The sequence below is a fragment of the Streptomyces sp. NRRL S-455 genome, assembly GCF_000717875.1.
GTDB lineage: Bacteria > Actinomycetota > Actinomycetes > Streptomycetales > Streptomycetaceae > Streptomyces.
The window spans coordinates 197,508-209,021 of record NZ_JOCT01000003.1; the positions used below are offsets into that span (position 1 = coordinate 197,508).

The 11,514-nt window shown below is 71.6% G+C and carries 11 protein-coding genes; 3 read left to right on the forward strand and 8 right to left on the reverse strand.

All coding sequences use genetic code 11. From position 1 onward, the window contains the following. Window positions 1-74: 74 nt before the first annotated feature. The 5 genes from IE97_RS0104985 to IE97_RS0105005 all read right to left on the reverse strand — a co-directional run bounded on the left by IE97_RS0104985 (window position 75) and on the right by IE97_RS0105005 (window position 7,021). Complete coding sequence (locus tag IE97_RS0104985) at window positions 75-1,193, reverse strand: ATP synthase F0 subunit B (protein WP_030231716.1); 1,119 nt, start codon at window positions 1,191-1,193, stop codon at window positions 75-77. 121 nt (window positions 1,194-1,314) lie between these two features. Continuing rightward, window positions 1,315-1,794 (reverse strand): pantetheine-phosphate adenylyltransferase, encoded by a 480-nt coding sequence (gene coaD, locus IE97_RS0104990; RefSeq protein ID WP_030231719.1) that lies wholly within the window; start codon window positions 1,792-1,794, stop codon window positions 1,315-1,317. Between the two features lie 26 nt (window positions 1,795-1,820). Then, complete coding sequence (gene rsmD, locus IE97_RS0104995; RefSeq protein ID WP_030231723.1) at window positions 1,821-2,408, reverse strand: 16S rRNA (guanine(966)-N(2))-methyltransferase RsmD; 588 nt, start codon at window positions 2,406-2,408, stop codon at window positions 1,821-1,823. Window positions 2,409-2,514: 106 nt separating this feature from the next. Continuing rightward, the gene (gene recG / locus IE97_RS0105000; RefSeq protein ID WP_030231727.1) at window positions 2,515-4,743 is read right to left on the reverse strand and encodes an ATP-dependent DNA helicase RecG; all 2,229 of its coding nucleotides are present in this window, start codon (window positions 4,741-4,743) and stop codon (window positions 2,515-2,517) included. Window positions 4,744-5,026: 283 nt separating this feature from the next. Beyond that, on the reverse strand, window positions 5,027-7,021 hold the full coding sequence (locus IE97_RS0105005) for a DAK2 domain-containing protein (RefSeq protein ID WP_030231731.1): 1,995 nt from the start codon (window positions 7,019-7,021) through the stop codon (window positions 5,027-5,029). 262 nt (window positions 7,022-7,283) lie between these two features. Between IE97_RS0105005 and rpmB the strand changes: the two genes are divergently transcribed. Beyond that, entirely contained in the window at window positions 7,284-7,469 is a 186-nt protein-coding gene (gene rpmB, locus IE97_RS0105010; RefSeq protein ID WP_003993230.1) for a 50S ribosomal protein L28, read from the forward strand. An 83-nt stretch (window positions 7,470-7,552) separates the two neighbouring features. Here rpmB and thiD read toward each other — a convergent pair whose 3' ends face one another. Beyond that, window positions 7,553-8,344 (reverse strand): bifunctional hydroxymethylpyrimidine kinase/phosphomethylpyrimidine kinase, encoded by a 792-nt coding sequence (gene thiD, locus IE97_RS0105015; RefSeq protein WP_030231734.1) that lies wholly within the window; start codon window positions 8,342-8,344, stop codon window positions 7,553-7,555. Then, entirely contained in the window at window positions 8,341-9,306 is a 966-nt protein-coding gene (locus IE97_RS0105020) for a thiamine-phosphate kinase (protein ID WP_030231740.1), read from the reverse strand. The genes thiD and IE97_RS0105020 overlap by 4 nt, the downstream gene beginning before the upstream one ends. A 206-nt stretch (window positions 9,307-9,512) precedes the next feature. On the opposite strand from IE97_RS0105020, the gene IE97_RS0105025 reads away from it, so the two are divergent. Both IE97_RS0105025 and IE97_RS0105030 read left to right on the forward strand, forming a co-directional pair. Further along, a complete protein-coding gene (locus IE97_RS0105025) occupies window positions 9,513-9,746 on the forward strand; it encodes an Lrp/AsnC family transcriptional regulator (protein ID WP_020138723.1) in 234 nt (77 codons plus the stop codon). A gap of 20 nt (window positions 9,747-9,766) precedes the next feature. After that, a complete protein-coding gene (locus IE97_RS0105030; RefSeq protein ID WP_030231749.1) occupies window positions 9,767-10,285 on the forward strand; it encodes a DUF3515 domain-containing protein in 519 nt (172 codons plus the stop codon). A gap of 16 nt (window positions 10,286-10,301) precedes the next feature. Here the strand turns inward: IE97_RS0105030 and IE97_RS0105035 are convergent, their stop codons facing one another. Further along, complete coding sequence (locus IE97_RS0105035; RefSeq protein WP_030231751.1) at window positions 10,302-11,459, reverse strand: D-alanine--D-alanine ligase family protein; 1,158 nt, start codon at window positions 11,457-11,459, stop codon at window positions 10,302-10,304. Window positions 11,460-11,514 lie beyond the last annotated feature (55 nt).

Consider the following 11,514-nt stretch of genomic DNA (forward strand, 5'->3'; position numbering starts at 1 on the left):
AGCTTTGATCGCGGGTCTACGCGCGACCGAAGAGCCAGGATACTGGACCATTCGCTGTCGGCCCAATCCGGTCCTCAGCCGTTGCCCCGGCCCTGCTCGTAGGCGCGGAGCTGCTCGGCGCTGATCATGCTGGTGTCGAAGAGACTGGTCTCGTCGAGGGCGTATCCCTGATGGCCCTGGTGGTTCTGGTGGCCCTGGTGGGCCTGGTGGGCCTGGTGCTCCTGCTGGGCCTGGCTGGGGTCGTACGCGGCCTGCTGGGGTTCGTAGCCCTGGTAGGCATAGGGATCGGTCTGCTGGTAGCCGTACGGGTCCTGCTGTGCGGCGTAGGCCTGCTGCGGGAAGCCGCCGTAGGGGTCGGGCTGCTGCTGGACGGGGCTCTCTCCCGCCGTGGGGTAGCCGGCGGTGGGGGCGTACTCCGGCTGCGGCGGTGCGTAGTCCTGCTGCTGGGCGCTCTGCTCGGCCGGGGGCCGCTGTTCCGCGAGGGCGGCGAGGTCGGCGAGGTAGTCGGCGTCGCTGGAGTGCTGGACGGTGCTGGTGTCGTCGGCCAGGGCGCCGAGGTCGTCGGTGGCGATCCGGCCGTGCAGCTTCTGCCGACCGCGGCCGACGGCCTCCAAGGTCTTGGCGAGGACGGCCTCGAAGGAGCCCAGCTTGGCGTCGACGTACGCGTCGGCGGTGCGGCGCTGGGTCTCCGGGTCGTGGCTGCGCTCGGGGGCGTCCTCGTCCTCGTAGCCCTGCTCGTCGGTGCCGGGGCCGGTGCCGAGGAGCTTCTCGCGGCCGCGGCCGACGGAGCCGAGGGTCTTGGTGAGGACGACCTCGAAGTTGGCGAGCTTGGAGTCGACGTACTCGTCGGCCTCGGCACGGATCTCCTCGGCCTCCTGGCGGGCCTCGGCGAGGATCCGGTCGGCCTCGGCCCGGGAGCGGCGGGCGACCTCGGTGTCGGAGATCAGCGAGCCACGTTCGGCGTGCGCCTGGCCGATGATGCGCTCGGCCTCCTGGCGGGCCTGCTCGACCATCTGCTCGCGGTCGCCGATCAACTCCTGGGCCTGGGCCAGGGAGTCGGGCAGCGCCGCGCGCACCTCCTCCAGCATGGCGAGCAGTTCGGCGCGGTTGACCACGCACGAGGCCGACATGGGCATGGACCTGGCGCCGGAGACCGCGGCGACGATCTCGTCGAGCTTCTTCTGCACGTCCACCGTGTGCTCGCCACTCTCTACAGATGCGTTGGAGACGGACGGGACGACTGTACGGCCACGGCGTCACCGCGGGACACCGGGTGACGGATTGTCAGGCTTCGGTGGGACGGCCGGGGCTGGTTCAATCCCCCCGCAGGCGCTCGGTGAGGGCCTCCAGGACCTCCGCCGGCACCAGGTGGGACACGTCGCCGCCCCAGGTCGCGACCTCCTTGACCAGGGAGGACGACAGGAAGCTGTAGGTGGGGTTGGTGGGGATGAAGAGAGTCTCCACGCCCGAGAGGCCGTTGTTCATCTGGGCCATCTGAAGCTCGTAGTCGAAGTCGCTGACGGCGCGCAGGCCCTTGACGATGGCGGGGATGTCGCGCTGCTTGCAGAAGTCGACGAGGAGGCCGTGGAAGGCCTCCACGCGGACGTTGCCGTACTCGGCGGTGACCCGGCGGATCAGGTCGATCCGCTCCTCGATCTCGAACAGGCCCTTCTTGGCCTGGTTGATCATCACCGCGACGTAGACCTCGTCGTACAGCCTGGAGGCGCGGGAGATGATGTCGAGGTGTCCGTTGGTGATCGGGTCGAACGACCCGGGACAGACGGCGCGGCGCACTTGTGATCCCTCGCTCTCCGGTCCGGTCATCGTGCGTCTTCGCACGTAGAGGCGGCGCGACCGTACCAAAACGTTCCCTCGCCGTAGCGACGGGCCCGGAGGGCTTCGAAACCCTCGGGCCATCGGAATTCACCGCCTCTGGTGCTGCGCTCCACGGTGACGAGGGCTTCTGCGGCGAGCCAGCCCTCCGAGCGGAGTGTGAGCAGGATCTCGCGAAGATCGTCGTCCGTGACGGCGTACGGCGGGTCGAGGAAGACGAGGTCGTACGGGTCGCCGGGGGGTGGTGTGCGGATGATCTGTTCCGCTTTGCCGGATCTGACCTCGGCGCCGGGGAGTCCGAGGCTCTTCACGTTGTCGCGGACCGTACGGAGGGCTTTGGCGTCGGCCTCCACGAGGAGGGTGTGGCCTGCGCCTCGGGAGAGGGCCTCCAGGCCCACGGCTCCTGAGCCCGCGTAGAGGTCGAGGACGCGTTCGCCGTCCAGCGGGCCGCCGAGAAGGGACTGCCAGGTGGAGAAGAGGCCTTCGCGGGCACGGTCCGATGTGGGGCGGGTTCCTGTGCCTGGCGGGACGGCCAGGCGGCGTCCGCCGGCCGTGCCGGCGATCACGCGGGTCATCTGTGGTCCTTGGTTGTGGGCGGCTTCCTGTATCAGTGTGGCTGGTCGCGCCCGCGCGGCGGTAGCCGCACATGGATGACGACCCGCGCCCCTGAGCGGGCATCACTCAGCCCTTTTCCAGGTACTGCTCCCTTTCCTCGTCCAATAGGGCGTCCAGTGCAGTCCGCAGAGCGGGAAGGCGGGTCAGCTCCGGGTCGGCGGCCACTACCGCCGTCGCCTCCTCCCTGGCCTCCGCGATGATCTCCTCGTCCTCGATGACGGCGAGGACCTTCAGGGAGGTCCGGGCTCCGGACTGCGCCTGGCCCAGGACGTCGCCCTCGCGGCGCTGTTCCAGGTCGATGCGGGAGAGCTCGAAGCCGTCGAGGGTGGAGGCCACGGCGCTGAGGCGCTGGCGGGCCGCGCTCGCCTCGGGCATCTCGGTGACCAGGAGGCAGAGGCCGGGGGCCGAGCCTCGGCCGACGCGGCCGCGCAGCTGGTGGAGCTGGGAGACGCCGAAACGGTCGGCGTCCATGATCACCATGGCGGTGGCGTTGGGGACGTTGACGCCGACCTCGATGACCGTCGTGGCGACCAGGACGTCGGTCTCGCCGGCGGCGAAGCGGCGCATGACCGCGTCCTTGTCGTCGGGGTGCATTCTGCCGTGCAGGACTTCGACCCCGAGGCCGCTCAGCGGCCCCTTGGAGAGCTGGTCGGCCACGTCGAGGACCGCGAGCGGCGGGCGCTTCTCCGCGGCGTCCTCGGGGGACTCCGGGGACTTCTTCTTGCCGGCCTTCTTCGGGTCGTCCTCCTCGTCCCCGATGCGGGGGCAGACCACGTACGCCTGATGGCCGTTCGCCACCTCCTCGCGCACCCGCTCCCAGGCGCGAGCCAGGAAGTGGGGCTTGTCGGCGGCCGGGACGACATGGCTGGCGATCGGTGACCGGCCCGCCGGGAGCTGGTCCAGGACGGAGGTCTCCAGGTCGCCGAAGACGGTCATGGCGACCGTGCGCGGGATGGGCGTGGCCGTCATGACCAGGAGGTGCGGGGGTTGTTTGCCCTTGCCGCGCAGGGCGTCGCGCTGCTCGACGCCGAAGCGGTGCTGTTCGTCGACCACGACCAGGCCCAGGTCGTGGAACTGCACCTTGTCCTCGATCAGCGCGTGGGTGCCGATGACGATGCCGGCCTCGCCGGTGGTGAGGTCGAGCAGGGCCTGACGGCGGGCCGCCGCGCCCATGGAGCCGGTGAGCAGCACCACCTTGGTGGCCTGTTCTGCCCCGCCCAGCATGCCGCCCTCGGCCAGCTCGCCCATCATCTCGACGACCGACCGGTGGTGCTGCTGGGCGAGCACCTCGGTGGGCGCGAGCATGGCCGCCTGACCGCCCGCGTCGACCACGGCGAGCATGGCGCGCAGCGCCACCATCGTCTTTCCGCTACCGACCTCTCCCTGCAACAGCCGGTGCATCGGGTGCTCGGTCGCCAGGTCGTCGAAGATCTCCCGGGACACCCGCTGCTGGCCGTCGGTGAGGGTGAAGGGGAGGCGGGCGTCGAAGGCGGCGAGGAGGCCGTCCGGTGCGGGCTTGCGGGCGACGGCGGGGAGTTGTGCGTCCGCGCGGCGGCGGCGGGCGAGGGCGACCTGGAGGACGAAGGCCTCGTCCCATTTGAGGCGGGCGCGGGCGTCCTCGATGTCCGCCTTGGTGTGCGGGCGGTGGATCTTCAGGAGGGCCTCGGGCAGGGGGACCAGGCCGCGGCCGCGGCGCAGGGACTCCGGCAGCGGGTCGACGGCCTCCTGGGCCCTGGGCAGGACCGTCTGGAGCGCCTTGCCGATCTTCCAGGACTCCAGCTTGGCGGTGGCCGGATAGATCGGGATCAACGCCCCCGCCCATGTCTCGACGGATTCGTCGGGGTCACCTCGCAGCAACTCGTAGGCCGGGTGCGCGAGTTGGAGGCGGCGATTGAAGACGGATACCTTGCCCGCGAACATCGCGCGAGTGCCCGGCAGGAGCTCCTTGTGGGGCTTGTGAACGCCGTGGCCGAAGAAGACCAGTTGGAGCCGGCCGCTGCCGTCCGTGATCGTGACCTCCAGACGCTGGCCCTTGCCGCGCGGGGCCTTGGCGGAGGCGAAGGTGTGCAGCCGGGCGTCGGCGACCTGGGCGACCACCGTGACGTGCTCGTCCATGGGGAGGTCGGCGAGGTGGGTGAGCTGGCCGCGCTCCTCGTATCTGCGCGGGTAGTGGTGGAGGAGGTCGCCGACGGTGCGCAGGCCGAGATGCTCGGCCATCACCTTCGCGGTGGCGGGGCCGAGCACCGACTTCAGTGGTTGTTGCAGCGGTTCTTCCAGTGCGGGCACGAGATCCATTGCACACCACGCCACTGACAATGCCGTAGAGGCCGCGGCCCGCATCGCCGTAAAGATCCTGGAAACCCCTGGTCAGGCGGCTGTTTCGGGCTCCGGGGCGGCGCGCTCCCCGGCCCTTCTTCGCGACCACCGCCCACCGGGAGCGCCCGCCCCCGCGCCGTCGCGAGTCCCCCACCGGCGCCGTGATGACGGGCTCCCAGACCTCACAGGCATTCCAGCCGCCTCGAAAGCCGTGTCGGAGGGCTCCGGCTCATAGAGGAGCAACCGGACTGAGCGGCCTGCCCTACTCCACGCCGATGAGCAGCAGCGCCCCCTGCCGTCCGCCCCGGTACACGACCGTGTCGACGGCGAGATACCCCTCGCGGACCCGGTTCTCCAGGTGCTCGGCGACGGTGTCGGGCGCTTCGTCGCCGAGCACCAGGGTGACCATCTCGCCCCCGGCCGCGAGCATGCGGTCCAGGACGGTCTCGGCGGTGGCGGTGACGTCCGAGCCGATCACGGCCACGTCGCCGTCGATCAGGCCCAGGACGTCGCCGGCCTGGCAGATGCCGGCCATCGTCCAGGACTGGCGTTCGGCGACGGTGACCTCGGCGTAGCGGGTGGCACCGGCCGCCGAGGTCATCGACACGACGTCCTCGTCGAACCGGCGATCCGGCTCGTGCACCGCCAGTGCCGCGATGCCCTGCACCGCCGAGCGCGTCGGGATGAGGGCGACACGGATGCCCTCGGTTCGGGCCTGTTCGGCCGCCGCGGCCGCGGTGTGGCGCAGCTCGGCGTCGTTGGGCAGCAGCACGACCTCCCGCGCGTGGGCCCGCCGTACGGCCTGCACGAGCTCCCCGCTCGCGGGTGGCTCTCCGGGGCGTGCGAGCACGGTGGTCGCGCCCGCCTCGCCGTAGAGCCCGGCCAGGCCTTCCCCGGGCACGACGGCCACCACGGCACGCTGGGCGCGCTCACGGGGAGGCCGCTCGGCCCCGGTGGTGTGCACGTCGCCGGCGCCGAAGTGCGTGATGCGGATCCGGTGGGGCCGCCCGGCCTCGATACCGGCCTCGACGGCGGCGCCCGCGTCGTCGACATGGACATGGACGTTCCACAGCCCGTCGCCGCCGACCACGACGAGCGAGTCGCCGAGGGCGTCGAGCCGCTTCCGCAGCCGGGCCACGGCCGCGTCCTCGGCGTCCAGCAGATAGATCACCTCGAAAGCGGGGCCGCCGTGGCCGGGCGCCGCGGAGCTGTCGGCACACTCACCACCCGGGCGCTCGGCGGCCGGGGCGAAGCCCTGGGCGGGCTCCACGCGTGCGTGCGCGTCGTCGCCCGGCCCGGCGAGCGCGTCCGCCGCCGACCCGTCCGCTTGGCCGGGCACCGTGCGTGTGTGGGCCTCGAGCGACCCGGTGTGTGTCTCCGGGGCCGCCCCGCCCACGGGCCCCGGAACCTCGCGTGCGTGCACTGCGACCGCGGCCTCGGGGGCGACGCGCCCGGGTGCCCCCGCCGACCCCTCCGACGAAGCCCCGGGCCCCGGCACCCCCGCCGAGCTCGCCGCGGCTGCCGCCCCCGTGCTCGCCCTGGTCCCACTCGCCCCGAGCCCGCTCGCCGCCACGGCGACCCCCCGCGGCCTCTCCCCGGTGAACGTCTCCACCAGCGCCCCGAGCACGGCCACCAGCCCCCGCCCCCCGGCGTCGACCACCCCGGCGCGTGCCAGGACGGGCAGCTGCCCCGGGGTCCCGGCGAGGGCCGCCCGCGCGCCCTCGTAGGCCGCCCTGGCCACCGTCCCGCAGTCCCCCGCCGCACCGCAGACGGCGTCACCGGCGGCGTCGGCGGCGGCCGAGGCGACGGTGAGGACGGTGCCCTCGACGGGGTGGGCCACGGCCTGGCGTGCGGAGTCGGCCGCGTGCCGCAGGGCGAGCCGCAGCACCTGGCCGTCGGCCTGCGCGGTCTCCTCACCGGCCAGCACCTGTGCCATGCCGCGCAGCAGCTGGGCGAGGATCGTCCCGGAGTTCCCACGGGCCCCGATGAGCGCCCCGTGCGCCATCGCCCGGGCGGCGTCGGCGACCGTCGGTCCCTCAGGGCCGGAGCCGGCCGCGTGCCCCGCGAACACCGCCTCGACCGCCCCGACGGCGGACTCCACGGTCAGGTACAGGTTCGTCCCGGTGTCGCCGTCCGCCACGGGATAGACGTTGATCGCGTCGATCTCCTCACGCGCCCGCCCCAGAGTCTCGAGAGCGAGACCACACCAGGTGCGCACCGCGAGAGCATCGAAGAACGTCTGCGGCACCTGCGCCACTGCGCCTCCCTGAGCTGCTGGACGTGGCAGGCAGCGTAGACCCCCGGGACGGTCTCCACCGGAAGCGGGCCGTGAGGGGGCCCGGGCCGACCATGGTAGTTTCGTTGCACTGGGGCAGTCGTTGTATGATGCTCCGGTTGCTCGATCCCGATCGGGCCATTCCCCTGGCAGCGCCACTCAGATCATCGAATTCATCGAACTGATCCTGATCCCGGCATGCCGGGATCAACCGTAAGTGCATCTGAAGTCTTTGGAGTGACCCGTGGCTGCCAACTGCGACGTCTGCGGCAAGGGGCCGGGCTTCGGCAACAACATCTCGCACTCGCACCGCCGTACGTCCCGTCGCTGGAACCCGAACATCCAGCGTGTGCGTACCGTGGTGGGCGGGACGCCGAAGCGCGTGAACGCTTGCACCTCGTGCATCAAGGCCGGCAAGGTCTCGCGCTGACGCTCAGCTAGCGCGCGCCACTGCTGGTTCGCTGCGGAGCCGGTCCACCTCTGGTGGGCCGGCTCTTTGCCGTGCCCGCAGCTTCAGGAACCACCCCGGAACCGCCAGCCGTGATCCACCGGCCCGATCCCCCCACCGAGCGCGAACCCGGCCGCGACGGCACCGGTGACATACTCCTTCGCCGCCGCCACCGCCTCCGGCACCGACTGCCCCTTCGCGAGCTGTGAGGCGATCGCGGAGGCCAGCGTGCAGCCCGTACCGTGCGTGTGCCGGTTGTCGTGGCGAGGCGCCCGCAGCCAGTGGTCCTCGGAGCCGTCGGTGAGCAGATCGACGGCGTCCCCGGGCAGATGGCCGCCCTTGATCAGCACCCACCGCGGCCCGTATCCGAGCACGGCCGCCGCGGCCCGCCGCAGCCCCTCCTCCGACTCGACCCGCACCCCGGTCAGCTGGGCCACCTCGTCCAGGTTCGGGGTGGCGACCGTCGCCACCGGCAGCAGCTTCCCGCGGACGGACTCCAGCGCGGAGGCGGCGAGCAGGGAGTCGCCGTGCTTGGAGACGCCCACCGGGTCGACGACCGCGGGAGCGTCCGTGCCCGCGATCAACTCGGCCACGGTCTCCACGAGTTCGGCGGAGGCGAGCATCCCGGTCTTGACCGCCTGGACGCCGATGTCGTCGACGACACTGCGGTACTGGGCCCGCACCGCCTCCACCGGCAGTTCCCAAGCCCCCTGCACGCCGAGGGAGTTCTGCGCCGTCACCGCAGTGAGGACGCTCATGCCGTGCACGCCGAGCGCGAGCATCGTCTTCAGATCGGCCTGGATCCCGGCGCCGCCGCCGGAGTCGGAGCCGGCCACCGTGAGGACGTTGGGAATCATGACTCCATGTCTCCGAAGTGGTCCCAGCCGCCCTTCCTGGTCCACGGCGCCCCGTCGACGGTCACCTGGGGCAGTGCCGAGGGGTTGAGGACCTCGCCGATGACCTTCCAGCGGGCGGGCAGCTTCACGTCCGGCGGGAAGGTCGCGACGATCGCGTGGTCCTCTCCCCCGGTGAGCACCCACTGCATCGGGTCGACACCCACGGCCTGCCCGATGTCGTTCATCTGGGACGGGATGTCGATCGCCCCCGAACGGACGTCGATCCGCACCTTGCTGGCCTCGGCGATGTGCCCCAGGTCGGCGATCAGCCCGTCGCTCACGTCGCACATCGCAGTCGCCCCGAGCCCGGCCGCGGCCGGACCCGCGTGATACGGCGGCTCGGGCCGCCGGTGGGCCTCCACGAACGCGCGCGGCGAACGGAAGCCCCGGGACAACACCGCGTACCCGGCCGCCGACCAACCCAGCCAGCCGGTCACCGCGACGAGGTCGCCCGGCCGGGCGCCCGCCCGTGTCACCGGCTCCTGGTTGCGCAGGTCACCGAGCGCCGTGATCGACACCATGATCGAGTCGCCGCGCACGACGTCACCGCCGACTACGGCCGCGCCCGCAACCTGGCACTCGTCGCGCAGCCCGTCCATCAGCTCGCTCGGCCACGTCACCGGCAACTCGGCCGGGACGACCAGACCGAGCAGCAGCGCGGTCGGTACGGCACCCATGGCGGCGATGTCCGCGAGGTTCTGCGCTGCCGCCTTGCGTCCCACGTCGTAGGCCGTCGACCAGTCCCGGCGGAAGTGCCGGCCCTCCACCAGGATGTCCGTACTGGCCACGACCCTGCGGTCGGGCGCGGCCACCACGGCGGCGTCGTCGCCGGGGCCGACCCGGACCGCCGGGGTGGTGGTCAGACGGGAGGTGAGCTCCCTGATGAGCCCGAACTCACCGAGCTCACCAACAGTGCCCTTCATTGCCCTTTCTCCCCTTCTGTCCCTGTCCGTGCCCGGTCGCGAGGCCTCTCGGTCCTCGCTACGGTCGAGGTGACCGTCAAGTTCTGCCGGACCTGCGCCCCGGCGCGCAAGACCCGGCTTCCGCAGGTCTCCCCGCGGCGACCGGCGACGCGATACCGTGGCGTTCCTTTTCCCCACATGATCCTCGTGGCCGCCCTGGAGGTTCCGTGGTACAGGCGTACATCCTGATCCAGACGGAGGTCGGCAAGGCGTCGACCGTCGCCGAGACGATCAGCAAGATCCCTGGGATCATCCAGGCCGAGGACGTCACCGGACCGTACGACGTGATCGTCCGGGCGCAGGCCGACACCGTCGACGACCTCGGTCGCATGGTGGTCGCCAAGGTTCAGCAGGTGGACGGCATCACCCGCACCCTGACCTGCCCGGTCGTCCATCTCTAGCCCCCGTCTACCCTGAGCCGGTGAACACTTTCCGTCACCGGCACCGTTCTGTCGTCCGCACTGTCCTCCGCCTGCCCGCTGTCGCGCTGTTGATCACTGCCGCCGGCTGCTCCTCAGCAGACGACAGTGCGTCGGCGGCGGTTCCCAGCCCGGACGCGAAGGTCACGGAACTGTGCCGGAACCTGGACAAGGTACTGCCCGCGAAGGTGGACGGTGAGCGCCGTGCGGATCCCGCGCCCGAGTCGGCGCTGACGGCGGGCTGGGGCAGCCCGGCGATCATACTGCGCTGTGGTGTGCCGCAGCCGCCGAAGATGGTCGATCCGAAGGTGGCGGACGGGCATGATCCGGATGCGGTCGCCGGGGGCGTGAACGGGGTGGACTGGCTGATGGAGAAGCAGGGGGACGGGGCGTACCGGTTCACCACGGCCAACCGTGAGGCCTACGTGGAGGTCGGGGTGCCGGAGGGCGTGGACAGCTCCGGCGTGCTGATCGATCTGGCCGCCGCCGTGAAGAAGGCGATCCCCGAAGGGATCGCCTGATGAGCGGGGGCTGCTGTCAGCGCAGGCCCGTTGAACGGCGCAGGGCCGCCTGGACCAGCCGGTCGATCAGCTCCGGGTAGCTCACCCCGCTCGCCTGCCACATCTGCGGGTACATCGAGATGGGCGTGAAGCCGGGCATCGTGTTGATCTCGTTGATCACGAACTCGCCGTCCTCCGTGAGGAAGAAGTCGGCGCGGACCAGGCCCTCGCAGGACGCCGCCTCGAAGGCGTCGACCGCCAGGCGCCGCACCTCGTCCGTCTCCTCCGGCGTCAGCGGGGCCGGGACGATGCCGGGCGTGGAGTCGATGTACTTGGCCTCGAAGTCGTAGTACGCGTGCGCGTCCGGCGGCGGGATCTCGGCCGGGACCGAGGCACGCGGGCCCTCCTCGAACTCCAGGACGCCGCACTCGATCTCGCGGCCGCGCAGGGCCGCCTCGACGAGGATCTTGGGGTCGTGACGCTGAGCCTCGGCGATCGCCTCGTCCAGGCCGGAGAGGTCGTCGACCTTGGTGATGCCGATGGACGAACCGGCGCGCGCGGGCTTCACGAACAGCGGCCAGCCGTGCTCGCCGGCGAAGTCGACGATCCTCTTGCGGGCGGCCGGCTCGTCCTGCTCCCACTCGCGCGGGCGGACCACCACGTACGGGCCCACCTTCAACCCGAAGGAGGTGAACACCCGCTTCATGTACTCCTTGTCCTGGCCCACGGCCGAGGCGAGCACACCCGAACCCACGTAGGGGACACCGGAGAGCTCCAGCAGGCCCTGCAGGGTGCCGTCCTCGCCGTACGGGCCGTGCAGCACCGGGAAGACCACGTCGACCTCGCCGAGCGCCTTGGGCACCGATCCCGGCTCGCTGTAGACGACTTCGCGGTTGGCGGGGTCGACCGGGAGGATCACTCCGCCCTCGGCGGACTCGGCGAGGGCGTCGACGCTCGGCGGGCGCCGGTCGACGATCGCCATCCGCTCCGGTTCGTCCGCCGTGAGCGCCCAACGGCCGTCCTGGGTGATGCCGATCGGGAGAACGTCGTACTTCGTCCGGTCGATGGCCTTGAGGACGGCGCCGGCGGTGACCACGGAGATCCCGTGTTCGGAGCTGCGCCCGCCGAACACGACGGCCACACGCGGCTTGCGAGGCGGCTGCTCGGGGCTCTGGGGGAGGTTCTCGGTGCTCATATCGCGTTGAGAGTACCCGTTGGTAGGGCCCGGAGACAGCGCCCGCCGCCTCGCG

What these genes read in the sequence shown, in the direction of transcription:
- rsmD (WP_030231723.1), bottom strand. Translation starts at nt 2,408, where the DNA reads ATGACCCGCGTGATCGCCGGCACGGCCGGCGGACGCCGCCTGGCCGTC.
- IE97_RS0105035 (WP_030231751.1), bottom strand. Translation starts at nt 11,459, where the DNA reads ATGAGCACCGAGAACCTCCCCCAGAGCCCCGAGCAGCCGCCTCGCAAG.
- thiD (WP_030231734.1), bottom strand. Translation starts at nt 8,344, where the DNA reads ATGATTCCCAACGTCCTCACGGTGGCCGGCTCCGACTCCGGCGGCGGC.
- IE97_RS0105020 (WP_030231740.1), bottom strand. Translation starts at nt 9,306, where the DNA reads ATGAAGGGCACTGTTGGTGAGCTCGGTGAGTTCGGGCTCATCAGGGAG.
- recG (WP_030231727.1), bottom strand. Translation starts at nt 4,743, where the DNA reads ATGGATCTCGTGCCCGCACTGGAAGAACCGCTGCAACAACCACTGAAG.